Here is a 20,247-nt window from a genome sequence, read left to right on the forward strand (position 1 = left end):
CCCCCCGCATTGTTTTCTGCAAGCTTACCGCAGAGACAAGCCGTCACCGGTCATAAAAAAAGAGGGCATAAGGGATGAAGCTGGCACTGGAAAAGAAACACGAGCTCTTCCGTGAGGAAGTGCGCACATTCCTGAAAGAGAACCTGCCGCCGGAGCTCGCCGAGGCAGGCCGCCTGACGACCAGCTCCTTCAGCGAGCCGCAGCATAATCTTCCCTGGCTCAAGATTCTCAATGAGAAAGGCTGGGCCGCGCCGCATTGGCCGAAGGAATACGGCGGCACCGGTTGGGATGAGATGCAGAAATACATCTTCGCGTCCGAATGCGCCAAGGCTGGCACGCCGCCGCTCTCACCGATGGGCCTTCAGATGGTTGGTCCCTGCATCATGGGTTACGGCACCGAGGAGCAGAAAGCCTATTACCTGCCGCGCATCCTTCGCGGCGAAGACTACTGGTGCCAAGGCTATTCAGAACCGGGGTCAGGCTCTGACCTTGCAAGCCTTCAGATGCGTGCTGTTTCTGATGGCGACGATTACGTTCTGAACGGATCGAAAATCTGGACGACGCAGGCCCATCACGCCAACAAGATGTTCTGCCTTGTCCGCACCTCCACCGACGGCAAGCTGCAACAGGGGATCACCTTCCTTCTGCTCGACATGAAAACGCCCGGCATCCGCGTTGAGCCGATCATCACCATGGCTGGCGAGCATGAAGTGAACCAGGTTTTCTTTGACGATGTCCGCGTGCCGAAATCGGGCCGACTCGGGGACGAAAATGATGGCTGGACGGTCGCCAAATACCTGCTCGAATTCGAGCGGGGCGGTGGATCTTCGGCGGGTATCGAGGCGGCACTCGAACGCATCCGGGTCATGGCCCATGCCGAAGCCGGCTCAGACGGCAAATCGCTCGCAAGCGATCCGGCCTTCATGCGCCGTTTCTCGGACACGAAGATTGCCCTCGAAGCCATCACCGTGACCGAACAGCGCGTAGCCTCGGCCCTCGCTGGCGGCCAGAACCCCGGCGCCGCTTCCTCAATGTTGAAAACCGCGCGCACCGAAATGCTGCAACGTATTGATACGCTCGGCATTGAGACGGCCGGTCTTTATGGCAATGTCGATCAGATGGGCGCACGCCAGCCCGGCTCCAACGTAGAGCCAGTTGGTCCGGCCCACAGCCTCACCGCCATGCCGCGTTATCTCAACAACCGGGCCGCCTCGATCTATGGCGGGTCGAATGAGGTGCAAAGAAACGTGATGGCAAAGCTGCTTCTGAGCCTGTAGCGACTGTTGCGGATCTGCATCCCCTGTCACTTTCGATAGCTTGTTTTGGCATGCCGGTTTGGCGACCCTCCCTGGACAAAACAACTGGCAAAAAGCCGGTACCCCAGGGAGGAAAATTTGATCCATCGCGCCACACTACGTCACACCCTCATCTCGACGACAGCCATCGCACTCGGTGCCGGACTGTCGCCTGCTTTCGCGCAGGAGGCTCCAGCAAATGAGCCCGCAGCGTCCACTCCGGCTCCAGCAGCCGAAGAAGGCCAGCGCCGCCTGACCTCGATCCAGGTCACAGCCCAGCGCCGCGAGGAGTCCGTTCTCGACGTTCCAATGTCCATTCAGGCGTTCGGTGAGGACCAGCTGGCTGACCTCCGCGTCAACAGCGTTGACGACCTTCAGTCCGTAATCCCGAGCTTCACGGTCTCACAATCCTATCAGGGGGTGCCGACTTACACGCTGCGCGGCATCGGCTTCAACACGATCAACGTTTCGGCCACATCTACCGTCGGCACCTATGTCGATGAAGTCGCCTATCCCTTCCCGTTCATGAATTCGGGACCCGTCTTCGACGTGAACCGTGTTGAGGTCCTCAAAGGTCCGCAAGGCACATTGTTCGGCCGGAATACGACCGCGGGCCTGATCAACGTTGTGACGAACAAGCCAGGTGACGAGTTTGAAGGCCGCGTCGCGCTCGATGTCGGCAACTATGACACCGTCAATTATGAGGGGATGATCAACATCCCGATCTCCGACACACTGCAGGCCCGCTTCGCTGCGCGCCACGAAGGCAGTGACGAAGGCTGGCAAAAATCTGACCTCACCGGCCAGGACCGTGGGACGATCGACAAGACAGGATACCGCGCCGCCCTCGCCTGGCAGCCAACGAGCAATCTCGACGTGGACCTCTCCTGGAATGGCTGGACAAATAAGTCGGACTCGATTGGCGGGCAGGCCATCGGACTTACCCCGGCGACCAACCCCTTCAGCCCGTTTGCCGGCGGCGCTGCCGGGGCCAACGCGCCGGGCGTCGTCGACTATGTCGTCAACAACAACCCCAATAGCGCCGAAACCGCTGAGTGGGCCCCGACCTCTGCACGCGCGAGCACCCAGTTTGGCATCACAGGTTTTGATGGCCCACTGGAAGAAGACTCGACCTTCAACGCTTACAAGCTCGGCATCGACTGGGGCCTCGACAATGGTCTGCGGATCGTCTCGCTGACGGGCTACAACCAGCTCGAACGCGAAGCACTTCTCGACTGGTCCGGTGCCCCGGCAGCAATCCTGCTTCAGGACATCGATGCGGAAATCGATTCGTTCAGCCAGGAACTTCGCCTCGAAGGCTCAAACGAGCAGTTCGACTGGATGGTCGGCGCTTATTACAGCAAAGATGAGATTACCGACTCCAACCAGACGCTGCTGCGCGACAACGCCAACAGCAACTTCATCAGCGGTGTGGCGACCGGTCTTGCCTATGATACCGCCAATACGCTTGCGCTTCTGAACGGCGTGCCGGTTAGCGCCCTGCCGCCTGCCCTGATCGCGCAGACCCAGGCCTTTATTGCCGGACTCAACGTCGATCCTGAGACGGGCCGTCCCTACTCTCCGGCAGAGCTCATCGGTTCGTTCCAGAAGTACCGCGACATTGGCGAATTTGAATCAACCAGCGCGAGCATCTTTGCAAATGCGAACTGGCGCCTGACCCCGGAGTGGGAACTCATCACGGGCGTCCGCTACACTGAAGACAATCAGGAGTATGTGGGGTGTTCAGCAGACATCGACGGATCGATGCAGCCGAACGTCAACGTCTTCAACCGGTTCTTCTTCGTGAACTTCTATCCGAACGTCACGCAGCCTCCGGCGCCGCTTCTTGAAAATGGCTGCAACACTTACAGCAATATCACGAACGAATTCGGTCCCGTCGTGAGCGATCTTACGGAAGACAATGTCTCCTGGCGGGTCGTGGCCAACTATACACCGGACCGGTTCCAGGACCTCCTCCTCTTCGCCTCGGTCTCCAAGGGCTACAAATCGGCCGCAACGCCGGTCAACGCAGCTTCCAAGGCGGAACAGAACTTCCCGGCCACGCAGGAAAGCCTGCTGGCCTATGAAGTCGGCATGAAGGCTGGTCTGCTTGACGGACGGATGCAGGCGAACGCCGCGCTCTTCTACTATGACTACACCGACAAGCAGGGTGCGCAGTTCTTCCCGGACCCGATCTATACGGCGCTCTCACAGCTCCAGAACGCGCCTGAGGCAGAGGCCTACGGTCTCGATGCCGAGGTGACCTGGCTCCTGACCGATGAGCTCACCGCGATTGGTGGCCTCACCCTGCTCAATACCGAGTATGCCAGCTTCGAGACGTTCGACTTTGCTGGTCTTCCAACGAATGTTGAGGGCGATCCTTTCCTCTACAGCCCGGAAACCGCTGCAAGCCTGACCTTCCTTTATGATCGTCCGCTGAATAATGGCCTCGGCTTCCAGGCTGCCCTCAATGGACGCTGGCAGAGCGACTCGACCGCTGGCGACCCGGACAATGAGCTCTACGACATTGATGGCTATGGTCTGCTCAATGGCTCGATCGGGCTCTACTCGATGGACAATGGCTGGGAGTTCTCGATCTGGGGCAAGAACCTCACGGACGAGTATTACTGGCAGCAGATCACATCGAATGCGAACGTGATCATGCGCTTTGCCGGTCGTCCGCGGACTTATGGTGCGACAATTTCCTACCGCTACTAAGCGCGTTTAGTCTGAAAATGAGAACGGGACCGGCCTCAAACCGGTCCCGTTTTGTCTTGTGTGAAGGAAGACGATGCCTGCACTGCAGAGCAGTGCGGTCATCACAGTTCACGAAGTTGGCTAGTGCTGCACTTCGGCGCGCGACCGCGCCGAAAGCATGCGCTTGGTCATGCTGGCGCGTATTGAATCGCTCATTTCGGACGCGGCATCTTCAATCGCATCCGCCTCGCAAGCATTCGCAAGCAGGACGAGTGCCTCGCTTAAAAGCAGCATCGACGTCGCGCGGTCGCTCTCACTATCGGGTAAATCGACCCGGTGATCCTCGATGTTCAGAAGGACAGCTTCGCCATCCGATATTACAAGTTTCAAGGTCCCCACCTCCCTTTAAGCGATCAGACTAACCTCTGATTTTCATCGGAGTCCAGACCCCTCCCCTACAAGGCGACCAACCACCTCTAGGCCGGCCGGCTCGCCTTCGTTGCCCGCGCTGCATCACGGCGATAATTACGCGCCGACATCAGGAGGCAGCCGATACTCGCTGCGTTAAACAGAAGTATCACCTGAAGCGCGCTTGCGAGCGGCCGTTCGGTCCCGGATGAGGCGAACCAGTCACTCAGCAGACCTGCAATCCACGGGCCACAGCCAATGCCGATCAGCGTCAGGCAGAACAGCATGAAGGCGGAGGCAAAGCTACGCATGCGGAGCATCACCAGCTCCTGAGAGGCCGTATAGGCAATCGAAGCATAGATGAGACCCACGAAGCTCGGCACGACATTCCAGGCATAGGCCCCCCAGACCGTATCCGCGCGCAGGAACATCCAGGCAAACGGCAGCGCGATCGCTGCGCAGGCTGCGATGATAAGCGGGCGCCAGCGAAGATCATGCTTCGACAGCCGGTCGCAGACCGCGCCGATAACAACAGCCCCAATGCTGCCTATACCGCCAATCAGCAGGCCGAGCGGCAGGGCGACATCGCCTGGCGACAGGTCATAGGTCCGCTGCAGGAGGCTTGAGGTGAAAACAAGGAAGGCGTTCGCCGATATGCAGATCAAGAGGCACCCGGCGAGCAGCCAGAGATAGGATGTCTGACCGAAGATGAAACGCAGCGTCTCGCCAAGGCTGGGTGCGTCGCCATCATCGATCGTCGCATCAGACCCGCCCCGGACTGGCTCTTTGAGGGTGAACCTGACAATGAGCGCCAGTAAGAGGCCCGGTACACCCGCCGCGAAGAACGCGACCCGCCAGCCATAAAGCTCATAGATGAACCCGCCCAGCGCAAAACCAGCGAGAATCCCAAGACCGATGCCGGTGGTATAGATGCCTAGCGCCGTCGCGCGCTGTTGCGGCGGATAGAGGTCTGCGATCATTGAGGTCGCGGGCGGCGTGCCGCCAGCTTCGCCAACACCGACGCCCATCCGCGCAAAGAGAAGATGCCAGTATGTCTGGGCAATCCCCGATAGCGCGGTCATGCCGGACCAGATGGTGAGCGCCAGCGCGATGATGTTTCTCCGGTTGCCTCGGTCAGCCCACATCGCCACAGGAATGCCGAGCGTCGCATAGAAAGCGGCAAATGCGATCCCGGTCAGCATGCCAAGCTGGCTATCGCGAAGCCCAAGCTCAAGCTTGATCGGCTCCAGCAGGATGACGAGGATCTGCCGATCCACATGGTTGAATGTATAGACAAGCGTCAGGACAGCGAGGACCCAAGCGCGGCCCGGCACGGTAGGAATGGTCGAGGTCTGGGTCTGCTGGGTCATGACTATGTCTCCAGTCGTTCGAGAAAGTCGGAAATTGCATCGATCGCGATCGGCTCATCGAGCAGAGGCGCGTGGCCGCGCTGAGGCACTGTGAAGAGACGCGCATCAGGATGGCGCCGGACCATGCGCTTTGCTGTGCCTTTTGAAAGAATATCGGACGTCTCGCCCCGGACGATCAGCATGGGGTGAGACTTCAGGGCGCCGAAGACCCGCCACATCGCGAATTTGGTCATCAGACCGGCTTTCGCTTCACCGAGCGACCTTGTGATCTCGGGGTCATAGTCGGCGACGACTTTCCCGTCGTCGGTCTCTCGCCAGGTGCGCCTGGCAAATTCCATCCAGTCGTCAGCCTCGAAGTCCGGAAATGCTTCAGACTGGGCCGCCTTTACCTTTTCCGCCGCGGCCTGCCAGCTGTCCACGGGCTGCGGGTCCTGGGAGTAAGACGCGATCCGGCGAAGGCCTGCCGGGTTCACCACAGGCCCGACATCGTTGAGCACCAGTCCACCGATACGCTCAGGCGACATGCGCGCCATGATCATGGCCATCAGCCCGCCCATCGACGTGCCGATCAGAGCCATCTTTGAGAGCTCAAGCTTGTCGGCGAGCGCGAACATGTCCTGCGCGTAGATCTGCGGCGAATACGTTTCTGGTTTGTCTGCGCGCTGCGACCGCCCCCGCCCGCGCACATCGACCGCAATAAACCGGTAGCGGTCGCCCAGTCTCGAAATCATAGGCTCGAAGTCCTTATGATTTCGCGTCAGCCCATGCATGCAGAGCACAGTTAGCTCAGCAGTTTCAGGCCCATAGGATCTGGCGAACAGATCAAGTCCGTCAGCGGATGTATAATGAATGTCGGTCAATGTTCTGCCCGGCCTCAAAAAACGGGGTGCGGCAACGTCTCGAAGACGCGGGCCGCACCCCATGGGAGGAATGATGACAAGCTAGAACTTGTAGTCGATACCGGCCGTCACTGTGCGCGGGTCACCGTAGAACCCCGTCAGGGTCCCTTCCAGGCCAAGCGTCGGCGTGAACGTACCGTTCGGATTGACGGTCACGAAGTTATACCCAGCGACGATGTATTCTTCATCGGTGAGGTTCTTGCCGGTCAGGCTGAAGCCCCAACGCCCGTCTGCTGTTTCCCAGCGGACGCTCGCATCCCAGAGAGTATACGCTTCCTGATCCAGGAACGGATTAGGCACCTCGAACTGGCTGGACTCACCACGATAGGAAAGCTGCGTATTGAGAAGCAGATTACCGCCTGCAAATGGCGTGTCGTAGGAGATCCGGCCATTGGCCGTCCAGTCTGGCGTGTTCTGGATGACGCGCTGGTCAGAGACATCATTGCCGAAAGCATCGATGAACTCATCGTACTCTGCGTCGAGATAACCGAGCGACCAGCCAATATTGAGGAGGTCTCCGGCATTCGCCATGTCCTCGGCAACCGTGGCCGTACCTTCGAACTCCACACCGCGGATTGTGGCGGCACCGGCATTGGTGGTCACACCCGAGAAGGAGTCGTTGACCCCGTCGCCATCGGTATCGACACCAATAGAGCCTGGAACCTGCACATCCTTGTAGTCGGAATAGAAGGCAGCGAGGCTGTAATTGATCCGGCCGTTGAACTGGCTGGCCTTGTAACCAACCTCGTAGGAATCCACCTCTTCAGGATCGAACTGCATGAAGGTGAAGACTTCATCATTCGAAACCGTGCCGTCCTGATTGAGGTCAGGCGCCGCAGTGGTCTGGCCACGCGGGTCGAAGGAGCCGCCCTTGAAGCCCTGCGAATAGGTTGCGTAGACATTCGAGTCCGGCGTCACCTTGTAGCCTACAGAGAGGCGCGGGCTGAAATCGTCGAAATCGGCCTCGCCATTGAAGTCTGACGTCGTCGCGATCAGGGTCGGATTGCCACCGAAGAACTCAGAGAACCCGCCAATATAGGTCCGGCGGAGGACCTGCGATGTTCTGGTGTCTTCGGTGTAACGCGCCCCGACAGAGACAGAGAGTTGATCGGTGAGGTCGTAGGTGAAATCACCGAACAGGGACCAGGTCTCCGTGCCGACATCGCCAAAGGTCTGTGCGTTGAGCCCTGGAAGCCCAAGAACGGCACCCGTCGTTGCAAGCAGAACGTCAAAAACGGTCGAGGCATTGGCATCGAGATAGTAGAGGCCAACGAGCCCATTCAGATTATCGCTCGAATAAAGAAACTGGAGCTCTTCAGAGAACTGGTCGTTCTCATAGATCGCCGGTACGTCGAGGTCGGCTTCAGGCAGGGAATCGAAGTCGATTGGCGAGGTGCTTTCATCTTCGCGATAGGCAAGGATGTTCTTGATGGTCCAATTGTCATTGAGGTCCCATTCAGCGACAAGAGAGCCGCCAAAAGCCTCAACGCGCTGTTCAACCGCTTCCAGGCCAGCCCGCGTGTCGAAGACATCGCCAAGCACAGGATAGGTAAATGGCGGGAACTGGTCCGGGATGAGCCGGTGTCCCTGGCGGGCGTTGGATTTGTCGAGCGAATAATCAGCGGCGGCACGAAGCTGGAAGTTATCCGCAGCGTCCCACTCTGCTGACAGACGTGCGCCGAAGAGCTTCTTGTTGTAATTTTCGTCGCCGGTGACGATGTTCTCACCGAAACCGTCGCGGTTGAAGCTCGCGGCGGCGGCGCCAACCCGGAACGTGTCAGTCACCGGAAGCGATGTCGTCACGACACCATCAAGCTGGTTATAGGTGCCCGCCTTCAGGTTGATCTCATAGGTCGGCTCATCGGAGAGGCCGCGCGTTACATATTTGATCGCGCCGCCGATTGTATTGCGACCGTAAAGCGTGCCTTGCGGGCCACGCAGAACTTCAACGCGCTCGACATCATAAACATCCAGAACAGCGCCTTGCGGGCGGTTGAGATAGACGTCGTCGACGTAGATGCCGACGCCGGCTTCAAAGCCAGCCACAGGGTCTTGCTGACCGACACCGCGAATAAACGCGGACAGCGTCGTATTCGTGCCGCGGGAAACCTCCAGCGTGACGTTTGGCGTAATCTTCGCAATCTCGGTGAGATCGGCAACGCCGAGGTCAGCCAGAAGCTCACCATCAAAGGCTGACACCGACAGCGGCACATCGACCAGGCTCTGCTCGCGGCGCTGGGCCGTCACGGTGACGGTATTGAAGCGGCGCTGATCCTGGGCCTCCTCGGCCTCGGTGGTCTCCTGAGCATAGGCAGTCGTGCCAGCTGTGAGAGCTATGGCCGAAACAAGGGCCAGGCGAACGGAATGCGGGGTATAGAGTTTCATGAGTTCCTCCCTTCATGCATCTTTGCGCATTGCAGGCAGGTGTCTCATTTCATTCAGGTGCCGCCATGACACTTATCGTCAGGCAGAGTGAACACTTTCGCTCAAGCCTAGGATCTCATGACTGAAATTCCTGCGCAAACGCGGCAGGGGTCTTGCCCTTCCAGCGCTTGAACGCGCGATTGAAGGCGCGCACATCAGAGTAATCGAGCGCTTCGGTTGCCTGCGCGACAGAGCAACCACGTTTCAGCATCGCCTCAGCCCGCCTGAGCTTTGCATTCAGCAGAAGGTCCCGGAAATGGCTGCCTTCCTCGCAGAGCCGCCGACGGAGTGTCGCGACGCTCATATCCAGCCTCTGGGCAATATCCATCTGACGAGTCAGACCGTCATCGATCAGGTCGAGCGTCCGCGCGGTGACACTTTGCCCGGCCGTCGATGGCTCACGTGCCTCAAGGTAGGACAATAAACGCGAGAACAGCCCATCGGCGCTGAGATCGATCTCGTCGCCTATCTTCGTCGGCTGGCACGCCCGGTCGAAATCATAGACGAGTTCATAGGCGGACGCGCCATATTCCAGCGGCACCGACCAGAAGCTGTTCTGCGGCCGCCTGCTTTCGCCGCGCTTGCGCGTCAGCTTGATCCGCTTCAGCGCGGTTTCCGCAACGCCATGGGTCAGGCTGTCCAGCAGGCAGTGGATCTTGATGATGAGACAGTCGCCGACCAGCTCTACGAACTCAGCATTCTCGCGCGATCTGTAGGGAAAATGGCTGTCGTCGACGATCAGCGACAGGCGGTCATCGCCATAGCGAACCGTATTGTACACATCGCCGTGCATCATGTTCATGTGCTCGGCCAGCGTCTCGATCGTCGCCAGAAGAGAGTTGGCATTCTGCATTTGCGACATCAGGAACTGGCCCGTCTTGAAGGTCAGTTTGCGGCTGGACAGAACCGCCGTCAGATCATCGGACGCCAGCGCAATGGTTCGCTGCACCCTGAAATAGTCGGCAATTGAGATCATGGCGCGGCCATCGGTGGCCGTGTCGGTTGCAGCGCCCTGCAAAAGCGACTCCGGATCAAGCCCATACTCGCCGGCTGCGTCGAGCAGCGGCTTTATGTCTTCAATCAGTACAGAGGCATGCGACATTGAGGATCCGGACTTCAAAAGCAATCAGGGGCCGGCAAGGAGCAGAAGCGTGATCGTCCTGATAGATAACAGCATTTGCGGGTTATGTCAGCGACGCGGCTTTCTTCCGCGACAGCTAGGTGCTGCCAGAGCCCCAGCGATATCCCTTCAGTCAGTTCCGGCTTGACCCGTCCTAGCGTCACCCGGTTAGCGATTGATGTCAGATGCGCCGAAAGAGTGCACACCGACACAAGGGAAGGAAATCCAATGTCCGATGCCGAAGCCACGCCCAGCGTCCTCTATGAGGTCGAAGACCATATCGCGACGATCACCTTAAACCGGCCCGATCGGCGCAATGCGTTGAACTTCGAAGCCTATGACCGGCTGGAAAAGGCGCTGAGGCGCGCTGTGACGGACGCGGATGTGCGATGCGTCATCGTGACGGGCGCAGATCCAGCCTTCTGTTCGGGCGACGATGTAAGAGAAATCATGGCGGCGCCGACGCCCGCCAATGCAGAACCTCGCTCGCCTACGGTGCGCCACCATCCGACCCCGGCCGCCATGGCGGCGCTGGAATGCGACAAGCCAGTGATCGCCGCGATCAATGGCGCAGCGATTGGCTGGGGAATGGAGCTGGCGCTCTATGCCGATATCCGTCTCGCCTCCGACAAGGCGAAATTCTCCGAGATGTTCATCAAGCGGGGCCTGGTCTGCGATGTCGGCGGCTTCTATCGCCTGCCCTCAATCGTCGGCCCCGCAAAGGCGGCCGAGCTGCTTTTTACCGGCGATGTCATCGACGCCGCAGAAGCTGAGCGCATTGGACTGGTCAGCCGGACCGTGCCGCATGACGAGCTGATGGCAGAGGCCCGCGCCCTCGCCGGCCGCATCGCCGAAAACCCGCCGCTCGCCCTTCGCTATATGAAGGAAGGCATCCGAAAAGGCACCTATGGAGATCCGCGCGAGCTTGGCGCCTGGGCCATCGAGACGATCCGCGCCCTGATGCAGACCGACGACCACAAGGAAGGCGTCGCAAGTTTCCTCGAAAAGCGCCCACCCAACTTTAAGGGGCGGTAGGGCGGTCGTCGCGAGCAACGAGCATTGCTGCCTTTCTGTTTCAGATCATTCAGGCGGATGACCAATGAGCGTCTCGTCACGGAGTGTAAGCGTGTCCCGTTTGTCCGCAGGAACCAGATCCTCCCACGAATAGCGCACAGGCACCTCTGCGACCGATTGAGGCGTGCGTAGTAGCAACTCGAAGGCATCCCGCGGGGCGAGTTTGAACGAATATTTGCTGGCGCCGTTGACTTCAGCAGGCGCGAGCGTCCCATCAGCCTGACGTTCAGACCCGACTATCCGCGCTCCTTCGTGCGTCCAAGGCACAGTGATTTCCGCAGAAACCTCTTCGTCAGCCATATTCTGCGCAAGGATGCGGGCGGTGTCGCCTTGCCGGGAAAACGCTTCGATCGTCAACGTCTCGGAAACCGCGAAGCCACCTTCAACCTGCCCAGCCTCAAAAGGCCAGTAATTGAACGACTTGGCGGCGCGTGCTGAGCGCGCAGGTGTTTCGGCATCGGATGGCAGAATCGCATAACTGAATCGACGGACAGGCATCCCCGAATAGAGGGGATTGGGTTTGCCTCGATAATTAGGTTGGGCGTTCATCAGGAAATGATCGATGTGCCCATCAACCCACTCCCGTCCGGGCATTCCCTGGTCGATGAGGACAATTCCTGAGCCATCTTCAGTATGGTGGCTTGACCAGAGCGATGCCGGCGCGATTTCGTTATTCAGACCCAGCATTTTGTGATCATGCGAGGCGCGCACGTCTTCGAGCTTTCGCGGCGGGCGAGGCAAGTCGCGGTCAAAGCCAAATGGCGTTCCCCTCAACGATTGAGCCAGTTCGCCGCCAAGGTCATGGCGTGCGACGAGAAGCAAGCCATCTGGTATACCTCGCGTGAGCGTTTGAAAGATGATCCGCTCGCCCTGTTTGGGGATCTGGACCCACCGCTCAATCTCAATTCCTTCAGCGGTCGACGTCACGGCTTTCACCGTCGTGAAGACCGGGCCATCAAACTGGGTCAACTCAGCTTCGTATTCCGATGTCCGACCAATAATCTCTCTGCGATTAGGCGGCGAGAGAATGTCGGTCAGACTTAAGTTCGCTGCTGGAACGCCGTGGTCGACCATCCAAACCAGCTCGTTGAGCCGACCCTCGACTGCGCTGGTATGATTGGCAAAGCCAATAGAGAGGATGTCGCCTGTGCGTTCATCGAACTCAACAATGAGGTCGTCTGCTTCAACGCGTCCAGTAAACGGTTCGACTTCAGCCTGTATCGCCTTGCTAGTAGAAAGCGGCTCTGTTGCAAAAGGAGTAAGCCCGCCAACACACCATAATGCGGCTTCGGTCATCGCTGGTTCGCACACCGCGGTGTCCGGCTGGGTTGAGACATCCAGCCAGAAATACGCTTCGCCGCGTTGCCAAGCGACCGGGTCGAAAGCGTTGTCTTCGCCCTGCGCAAGCTGAATTTCTTCTGTTTTCTCTCGGGTGAGAATATCCCGGTCGATGTAATTCCAGTCTTTCGTGCCTGTGAACACGTCCCCGGCGCCAGCACCCCACTGAAGTGCCCTATCTGCATTCAGAAGAACAAGCCACCAGGCATCATCGATTGTCTGTGATGGGTAGTCCATCCGGCCTGATAGAGACTGGACTGAAGCCCCTAATTCAGTAGCGATGAGACCGGACTCGGTGGATCTGAAAGATTGCTTGAGCTGCGGCAGGTTTCCCCAGAACGCATTGTAAGCGAATAGACTCGGGGTCGTGATCGTCTCGATATCATGATTAGCGAGGTCAACCGATCGAACGCTTTCCCAGTAATCGTCAAGTGTACCAAGGCAAGCTATCCTGCCCGTTCTGGCAGTCGTTTCCTGCGCTATCTCCAAAAGCCGGCCCGGGTCGTCAGGCTTTCGTGCATAGTCATGGCCGCCGACGCCCCAGAGAAACGGGAGGTCAGGCTGATACACAAGCTCGGGCACGATCTCCAGAAAAAGGTGGTCTACCCAGTGCTCCGGAAGTGGGCCCGTCTCACGAAACGCGATGCGCCACTTGGAATAATTCGCGATCGACGCGACCAGTGTTTCGGCACCGCTTGCCGCTTTCAATATATAGAGCTGATCCAAAGTCTCGGCGTTGCGAATATGAACCATGCTGTCGATACCAACCAGATCGAACAACTCTGCCATATTGGGCGTGATACCAAGCACGTCGATGAACCAGGCGTTGCTCGGCTGCTCGTCGAGTGCCGCGCCATACCATCCGCGCGCAGTACGCCCCATGTTTAGAGCGGTCGCCGCTTGAACAAGAGCAGGCTCAAACTCCACTGTAAATGCGTTGGCGATTGATGCCTTCTCCGCAGCCAATGCGGACCTGAATCTCTCGAAATCATTTGGCGCCAGGCTTTCAAGGGCAATTGCCGTTGGGACCTCTGAGAAAGAGAATGGGAAGCCGGACTCATCACCGGAATCCAGGAAAGAGATATAGTTGTTGATCATGTAGTTTCGCTCGGACGCAAAACCGGTGAGCCAGCCCGTCGCCGTGCCATGCGTATTCGGAACAACCCAGATCGGGTCCGACGCAGCCTGACATTCCGACTTGTCGAATATGTCGACCGAGCTGGCTTGATCGCCAGTTTGGCTCTGCGCGCTCGAAGGCATGGCTGTAACCGAAACCACTGCAGCCAGAGCTGTCAGACCAGCCCAAAGTCTCACCGAACTTGGATTAAACAACCCGATTCCCCCAATCTCAACGCAACTAATTCTTTACCTTACAAGGTCGTGTCAAACAGGAAAGAGGCGCCGTTGCCAAATGTTAGTGGGCAGGCGGCCGAGTAGGTGTCTTGCGGGTCAGGGATGTCGAGAACGAGACCTCTCCCTGACCGTCCGTATACGGCCACGAGCTGACGGAACGCAGGACGAACAGACAGGGCAGACCTACACCAATATATAAAGTAAGACCCGGATATGCCTGTAATTTAAACAAAATTTTCATTCCGATCTTCACCCTTTCGGGTGACGCCAGCGCCGGAATTTCTTTCTAGCCTCCCCTCCATCGACGGCAGCATTGGTTGCCAGAGCAACCGGGGGGCCTACAGGCGTGGCAGACAAAGTTAAGAAAACTCACATCAGGGGCAGCGAACGCAAGGGCGGGTTTGTCCTTCGGACCCTGCTTGCCTCTTCGGCCATCGCCGTCGTCCCCTTCTTTCTGCCTTGTGACTTCATGAAGGGCTATGCACAGGAAGTCGGCCCCCCAGGGCCTCCAGGACCTCCAGGGCCACCCGGACCGCAAGGACCATCTGGACCACCAGGTCCAAAAGGCGACCCCGGCGAAGAGGGTGCGCCCGGCAGACCTGGCCCAACAGGACCGCAAGGCGAAGCAGGTAATGATGGGGCGACCGGCCCTTCGGGACCACCAGGCCCAAAAGGCGACCCCGGCGAAGAGGGCGCGCCTGGCAGGCCTGGCCCAACTGGACCGCAAGGCGAAGCGGGTAATGATGGGGCGACCGGCCCTTCGGGACCACCAGGCCCAAAAGGCGACCCCGGTGAAGAGGGTGCGCCCGGCAGGCCTGGCCCAACAGGACCGCAAGGCGAAGCAGGTAATGATGGGGCAACCGGCCCTTCGGGACCACCAGGCCCAAAAGGCGACCCCGGTGACGATGGCTTACCCGGCCCGCAAGGGCCTCAAGGGCCCGCCGGACCACGAGGCAACGACGGTGCACGCGGGCCGGCTGGACCGCGTGGCCCCGTTGGAAGCGCCGGACCAGCAGGACCGGCAGGCCCAGTTGGCCCTGCAGGGACAACGGGCGCGTCAGGTGCTCAAGGACCAGCAGGTCCGGTCGGCTCTCCCGGGCCCGCGGGTCCGCAAGGAGCGACCGGATCGGCGGGCGCGCAAGGACCAGCCGGCCCGGCTGGCGCTGACGGTTCGCCAGGCACGCAAGGTCCCGCCGGACCCGCTGGCGCGGATGGCGCCAAGGGAGCTGACGGCAAGGATGGCGAAGATGGTGACGACGGGAAGGACGGCGAAGATGGCGCGCAGGGGCCAGCCGGCCCTGCCGGGACCGACGGTAAGGATGGCGAAGCAGGCCCGGCGGGTCCAGCAGGTCCGGCCGGCCCCGCCGGGCCGCCGGGACCACCCGGTGACAATGCCGAAATCGTGGAGACCGTCACCACTATCGTGAATGAAATCACATTGATCCAGGGGACAATGGGCGACGTTGGAGACCTCGACGTGTTCGACGATCCTGAAGACACTGAAACAGCGGTCGCGCCTCGCGACCTGCCTCAGGTCAGTGCGCCGGTGCAGGTCGGCGGAAACGGCCAGCAAGCCAGGGCGGAAATGGGTCATTCAGCCCCCAGCTCTGAGACGGCCTCCAATGCGTCCCAACGAACAATCGTCGGCGCAATCAATATGAACACGTCTTCCATCCGTCAGAATGAAGACGCCATTCGTCTGAATTCGGTTGGAATCGAGGGGAATTCATTGCGCATCAGCTCGCTGGAAAGCCAGTACGTCATGCTTAATGACTCGGTTCGCGCGACAACGCGCAGAATAAGCGACGTGGAAGGCGGGCTTGCGGCTGTTTCCTCTATGCCGGACCTCTATCTTGAAAAAGGGGAAAAAATGTCGGCGGCGGCAAGTATAGGCGGATATGATGACAATATCGGCTTCGGTACGGCGATAGCGGTCCGTGCCAACCAGAACTGGACCTTCGGCCTGACTGCGGCCCACGCCAATGGCCATTCGGCCGGCAAGCTCCAGGCCCGCATCGGCTGGTAGCGCGCTGATGATAGTGCGTCAAAAGGGGGGCGTGGCGAGCATTATTGAGAAACGCCCCCTCACTTTGAGCGCCGTTAGGCGGCTCGGGCAAAGCGCCGATCAAAAAGCTCGAACGCCAGCATCCCGATTGCCATGGCGGCGAGAAACAACAGGGCCGGCATGCCGCCAACCGTTAGCGCCGCGATGGCTGGCCCCGGACAGAGGCCAACAAGCCCCCACCCGAGCCCGAAGAGAACCGCGCCGACCGCGAGCCGGGCATCCACTTTCTTGTTGCCCGGCACCTGAAACCGGTCTGCGAGAACGGGCCGTGCGCGTGTCCAGACGAGGCGGTAGCCGATTGCGGTAACAATCAATGCCGCGCCCATGACAAAGGCGAGCGACGGATCCCAGTTTCCAAACAGGTCGAGGAAAGCGATGACTTTTTCTGGATTTATCATCTGCGAGATGACGAGGCCCAGTCCAAAGACAAGACCAGCCACAAGCGCAATCAGGTTTCGTGCCATGGGCCTATCCTCCAATCATGGGTTTGATGAGGGCAACAGTCGCCATTCCGGCTGCCATGAAGAGGGCAACTGACACCATTGAGCGCGGCGAGAGGCGAGATAAACCGCAAACGCCGTGGCCGCTGGTGCAGCCTGATCCGAGACGGGTTCCAAACCCCACGAACAGCCCGCCTGCAATGATCAGCGGCACGCCTGCCTGCATGTCGAAAGCCGGGCGTTCACCCGCAACGAGCCAGTAAACGAGCGGCGCGGCAAGAAGTCCCGCGACAAAGAAGACGCGCCAGAGGCGGTCGCCGCGATCTGCGAACACCGTGCCTGAGAAAAGGCCACTGATTCCGGCGATCCGACCATGAAACGCCATGAGCAGGACAGCGGAGAGGCCGATAAGGGCCCCGCCGACACTCGCACTGACAGGTGTGAAGTTTTCCATACGCCATATTCCCGATCATTTACAATTGACGTTTCTGTAAAACGTATAATATAAAAGAGCAAGTGAATTTGGGAGGACTGATCATGCCGGACATTCCGTCAAACAATCAGGTCGCACAGATCGGCTCAGCCGCGCCGGATTTCGATGCCCGCACAACTGAGGGCCATGTCCGCCTTTCGGACTATCGGGGCCGGTGGTTGGTGTTCTTTTCCCATCCGGCAGACTTCACGCCGGTCTGCACATCGGAATTCATCGCCTTCGAGAAACAGATCGACGCCTTCAGCAATCTTGAGTGCGACCTGCTCGGCTTATCCGTCGACAGCCTCTATTCCCATCTCGCCTGGGTGAAGGACATCGAAACCAGATTTGGCGTCCGGATTTCCTTTCCGATCGTCGAAGACATCTCCATGGCGATTGCCCGCGCCTACGGCATGATCCACTCAGCGTCTGGTTCGACCGCGTCTGTGCGGTCTGTCTTCTTCATCGACCCGGACGGCATTATCCGCGCACTTATACATTATCCGCTTGCTGTGGGCCGGTCGGTCGAGGAGATCTTTCGGGTTCTCGCCGCCTTGCAAACATCTGAGGCCGATGGTGTCTCGACGCCTGAAGGCTGGCGCCCGGGCGACGATGCCGTGCTTCCGGCACCGACGGATATGCGCCAAGTCGACGAGCGCGCCGCAATGGACGGGCAGGCCTGGTATCTGACGCCGAAAGGCAGCCCGCAATGACCCAGACCCTAGAGACGATGGAGCCGCTGGCCGACGAGGCCGCAGGGCTGCTGAAAGCGCTCTCGCACCCAGCGCGGCTGATGATTTGCTGCCAGTTGCGTGACCGCGAAATGTCCGTCAGCGAAATCGAAAGCGCGCTGGACATACGCCAGCCGAGATTGTCGCGCGAACTGGCAAAGCTTCGCGAAGAAGGCCTCGTCGAAACCCGCCGTGAAGCGAAGTCCATCTTTTACAGCCTCGCTGACAATTCACGCGTGGGCGCAATGATTGATGCGCTCTGTGTCGTCATGCTCGACAAGGTGGTGCCCGGCTCACGTCCGCTATCACGCGTCGCCCGCAATGCTTTTCTACAGAAGAACCTGACTGAGGGTGCTGGGCAATTTGCCCGCATTCTCGATTGATTAATTGGAGACCAAGCCATGCAAAAACCAGAAGTGAAAGCCTTCTTTGACGAAGCCACCAATACGATCAGCTATGTGGTCTGGGACAGCACCACCAACCAGGCAGCAATCGTCGACTCGTTGCTAGACTTCGATCAGGCATCGGGACGCACGATGACGAAGTCAGCGGACCTCATGATCGCCTTCGTGAAGGAGGCTGGACTGAAGGTTGACTGGATTATCGACACCCACGTCCATGCCGACCACCTTACGGCGGCCCCCTATATCAAGAGCCAGCTTGGTGGGCGCACCGGCATTGGTGAGCATATCGCCACCGTGCAGAAGGTCTTCGGCGAAATCTTCAATGAAGGCCAGGAATTCCACACGGACGGCAGCCAGTTCGACCATCTCTTCAAGGATGGTGAAACCTACGAGGTTGGCAACATCGATGCCCGCGCAATCCACACGCCCGGACACACGCCGGCCTGTATGAGCCACCTGATCGGTGACGCACTTTTTGTCGGCGACACGATTTTCATGCCTGATTTTGGCACCGCGCGTTGCGACTTCCCGGGCGGTGATGCCGGTACGCTCTACGATTCCATCCAGAAGCTATTCGCCCTGCCGGACGAGACGCGCGTCTTTCTCTGCCATGACTACAAGGCGCCCGGGCGCGACGAGTATGTGTGGGAGACGACCATCGCTGAGGAAAAGGCGCACAACAAGCATGTTCACACGGGCATCTCAAAGGAAGAGTTCGTCAAAATGCGGACGGAACGCGATGCGACCCTCGAGATGCCGAAGCTGATCCTGCCCTCCGTCCAGATCAATATGCGCGCTGGCCAGATGCCACCCGCCGAAGAAAACGGCAAACGCTACATGAAGATCCCGATCAACGCCTTGTGAGCGGGTAAACAACAAAAAGGGCGCTAATCGGAGGATAGAATGGCCATCAGAACACACGACATCGTCATCATTGGCGGCGGGGCAGCAGGTATCGGGACTGCCTCGAGCCTGCTCAAGCGTAACAGCGAGCTGGATATCGCTATCGTCGAGCCAAACGAGGATCACTACTACCAACCTGGCTGGACGATGGTAGGCGGCGGTGTGTTCAAACCAGAACAGACTGTTCGCAAGATGGCTGGCCTGATGCCCAAGGCCGCTACCTGGATCAAGGCAGGCTGCCAAAGCTTTCAGCCTGAGCAGAACACGATCACGCTCAGCGACGGCAGCCAGATCGGCTACAAGTATCTCGTTGCAGCTCCAGGCCTGAAACTGGACTGGGATGGCGTTGAAGGGCTTTTCGAAACGCTCGGCAGTAACGGCGTCACATCAAATTATCGCTTCGATCTTGCGCCCTACACCTGGAAACTCGTGAGCGAACTGAAATCGGGCCGCGCGCTCTTCACGCAACCGCCCATGCCGATCAAATGCGCCGGTGCCCCTCAGAAGGCTATGTATCTGGCCTGCGACGCCTGGAGGCGGCGCGGCGTCCTCAAGGATATTGAGGTGGAGTTTCACAATGCCGGCGGCGTCCTGTTTGGCGTGCAGGAATACGTTCCCGCCTTGATGAGCTATGTCGAGAAATACGGCATCGACCTCTGCCTCAGTGAAAAACTTGTCGCTGTGGACGGTCCGGCGAAGCGGGCAGTATTTGAAGTAACTGGCAAAGACGGCGATGTATCTCGCACCGAACGTGACTTCGACATGATGCACGTTACGCCGCCTCAAAAGGCGCTCGATTTCGTGGCCGCAAGCCCGCTTGCCAATGATGCAGGCTGGATCGATATCGACCCGGAAACTCTGCGCCATATCAGGTACGAAAACGTGTTCGCACTTGGTGACGCCGGATCGACGCCGAATGCGAAGACAGCTGCAGCGGTTCGCAAGCAAGCCCCGATTGTCTCACATAACCTTCTGCGCGTGATGCAGGGGCTTGAGCCTAACGCCCATTATGACGGCTACGGGTCATGCCCTCTGACCGTGGAGCGTGGCAAGATCGTTCTGGCCGAGTTCGGATACGGTGGAAAACTTCAGCCGACCATGCCGACCTGGATGCTGGATGGCACCAAACCAACCCGCCTAGCCTGGTTCCTGAAAGAGCGTATGTTGCCTGGCATCTATTTCGACATGATGCTGTCTGGTAATGAGCTTTTCGCCAAGCCAGACTTAAATCTCGACAAGGCAGCCTGAGACAGC

17 protein-coding genes are annotated in these 20,247 nt (G+C 59.0%); 9 read left to right on the top strand and 8 right to left on the bottom strand.

The features are described from left to right. Positions 1–74 precede the first annotated feature (74 nt). Both F550_RS0106615 and F550_RS0106620 read left to right on the top strand, forming a co-directional pair. Complete coding sequence (locus tag F550_RS0106615) at positions 75–1,277, top strand: acyl-CoA dehydrogenase family protein (RefSeq protein ID WP_018147749.1); 1,203 nt, start codon at positions 75–77, stop codon at positions 1,275–1,277. A 117-nt stretch (positions 1,278–1,394) separates the two neighbouring features. Next, on the top strand, positions 1,395–4,013 hold the full coding sequence (locus F550_RS0106620) for a TonB-dependent receptor (protein ID WP_018147750.1): 2,619 nt from the start codon (positions 1,395–1,397) through the stop codon (positions 4,011–4,013). A gap of 120 nt (positions 4,014–4,133) precedes the next feature. Here the strand turns inward: F550_RS0106620 and F550_RS0106625 are convergent, their stop codons facing one another. From F550_RS0106625 to F550_RS0106645, 5 genes are all read right to left on the bottom strand, one after another. Continuing rightward, the gene (locus F550_RS0106625) at positions 4,134–4,382 is read right to left on the bottom strand and encodes a hypothetical protein (RefSeq protein WP_018147751.1); all 249 of its coding nucleotides are present in this window, start codon (positions 4,380–4,382) and stop codon (positions 4,134–4,136) included. An 86-nt stretch (positions 4,383–4,468) separates the two neighbouring features. Further along, positions 4,469–5,770, bottom strand: coding sequence for a spinster family MFS transporter (locus F550_RS0106630; RefSeq protein ID WP_018147752.1), 1,302 nt, complete (start codon positions 5,768–5,770; stop codon positions 4,469–4,471). Positions 5,771–5,772: 2 nt separating this feature from the next. Continuing rightward, on the bottom strand, positions 5,773–6,648 hold the full coding sequence (locus tag F550_RS0106635) for an alpha/beta fold hydrolase (protein WP_324603046.1): 876 nt from the start codon (positions 6,646–6,648) through the stop codon (positions 5,773–5,775). A gap of 63 nt (positions 6,649–6,711) precedes the next feature. Then, positions 6,712–9,054 carry a TonB-dependent receptor gene (locus F550_RS0106640; RefSeq protein WP_018147754.1) on the bottom strand — a complete coding sequence of 781 codons (2,343 nt, stop codon included), beginning with the start codon at positions 9,052–9,054 and terminating at the stop codon, positions 6,712–6,714. A gap of 115 nt (positions 9,055–9,169) precedes the next feature. After that, positions 9,170–10,195, bottom strand: coding sequence for a helix-turn-helix domain-containing protein (locus tag F550_RS0106645; protein WP_018147755.1), 1,026 nt, complete (start codon positions 10,193–10,195; stop codon positions 9,170–9,172). Between the two features lie 246 nt (positions 10,196–10,441). Here F550_RS0106645 and F550_RS0106650 point away from each other — a divergent pair, with 246 nt between their 5' ends. After that, positions 10,442–11,248, top strand: a complete 807-nt coding sequence (locus F550_RS0106650; RefSeq protein ID WP_018147756.1) for an enoyl-CoA hydratase/isomerase family protein — start codon at positions 10,442–10,444, stop codon at positions 11,246–11,248. A 45-nt stretch (positions 11,249–11,293) separates the two neighbouring features. Here the strand turns inward: F550_RS0106650 and F550_RS0106655 are convergent, their stop codons facing one another. Continuing rightward, entirely contained in the window at positions 11,294–13,885 is a 2,592-nt protein-coding gene (locus tag F550_RS0106655) for a glycoside hydrolase family 38 N-terminal domain-containing protein (RefSeq protein ID WP_018147757.1), read from the bottom strand. Between the two features lie 572 nt (positions 13,886–14,457). Between F550_RS0106655 and F550_RS19375 the strand changes: the two genes are divergently transcribed. Both F550_RS19375 and F550_RS19380 read left to right on the top strand, forming a co-directional pair. After that, the gene (locus F550_RS19375; RefSeq protein WP_051076818.1) at positions 14,458–15,405 is read left to right on the top strand and encodes a hypothetical protein; all 948 of its coding nucleotides are present in this window, start codon (positions 14,458–14,460) and stop codon (positions 15,403–15,405) included. 26 nt (positions 15,406–15,431) lie between these two features. After that, positions 15,432–16,004, top strand: a complete 573-nt coding sequence (locus F550_RS19380; RefSeq protein ID WP_051076819.1) for a hypothetical protein — start codon at positions 15,432–15,434, stop codon at positions 16,002–16,004. Between the two features lie 74 nt (positions 16,005–16,078). On the opposite strand, the gene F550_RS0106665 is transcribed toward F550_RS19380, so the two are convergent. Continuing rightward, on the bottom strand, positions 16,079–16,507 hold the full coding sequence (locus F550_RS0106665; RefSeq protein WP_018147759.1) for a DUF6691 family protein: 429 nt from the start codon (positions 16,505–16,507) through the stop codon (positions 16,079–16,081). Between the two features lie 4 nt (positions 16,508–16,511). After that, on the bottom strand, positions 16,512–16,937 hold the full coding sequence (locus F550_RS0106670) for a YeeE/YedE family protein (protein WP_018147760.1): 426 nt from the start codon (positions 16,935–16,937) through the stop codon (positions 16,512–16,514). Positions 16,938–17,020: 83 nt separating this feature from the next. Here F550_RS0106670 and F550_RS0106675 point away from each other — a divergent pair, with 83 nt between their 5' ends. The 4 genes from F550_RS0106675 to F550_RS0106690 are packed head-to-tail and all read left to right on the top strand — an operon-like array spanning position 17,021 to position 20,241. Next, a complete protein-coding gene (locus tag F550_RS0106675; RefSeq protein WP_018147761.1) occupies positions 17,021–17,668 on the top strand; it encodes a peroxiredoxin in 648 nt (215 codons plus the stop codon). Beyond that, positions 17,665–18,069 carry an ArsR/SmtB family transcription factor gene (locus F550_RS17085; protein ID WP_018147762.1) on the top strand — a complete coding sequence of 135 codons (405 nt, stop codon included), beginning with the start codon at positions 17,665–17,667 and terminating at the stop codon, positions 18,067–18,069. Before F550_RS0106675 ends, F550_RS17085 begins: the two co-directional genes overlap by 4 nt. Before the next feature lie 18 nt (positions 18,070–18,087). After that, positions 18,088–18,954 carry an MBL fold metallo-hydrolase gene (locus tag F550_RS0106685; protein WP_018147763.1) on the top strand — a complete coding sequence of 289 codons (867 nt, stop codon included), beginning with the start codon at positions 18,088–18,090 and terminating at the stop codon, positions 18,952–18,954. Positions 18,955–18,993: 39 nt separating this feature from the next. Continuing rightward, the gene (locus tag F550_RS0106690) at positions 18,994–20,241 is read left to right on the top strand and encodes an NAD(P)/FAD-dependent oxidoreductase (RefSeq protein ID WP_018147764.1); all 1,248 of its coding nucleotides are present in this window, start codon (positions 18,994–18,996) and stop codon (positions 20,239–20,241) included. Positions 20,242–20,247: the final 6 nt, after the last annotated feature.

The organism is Henriciella marina DSM 19595, assembly GCF_000376805.1.
Lineage (GTDB): Bacteria > Pseudomonadota > Alphaproteobacteria > Caulobacterales > Hyphomonadaceae > Henriciella > Henriciella marina.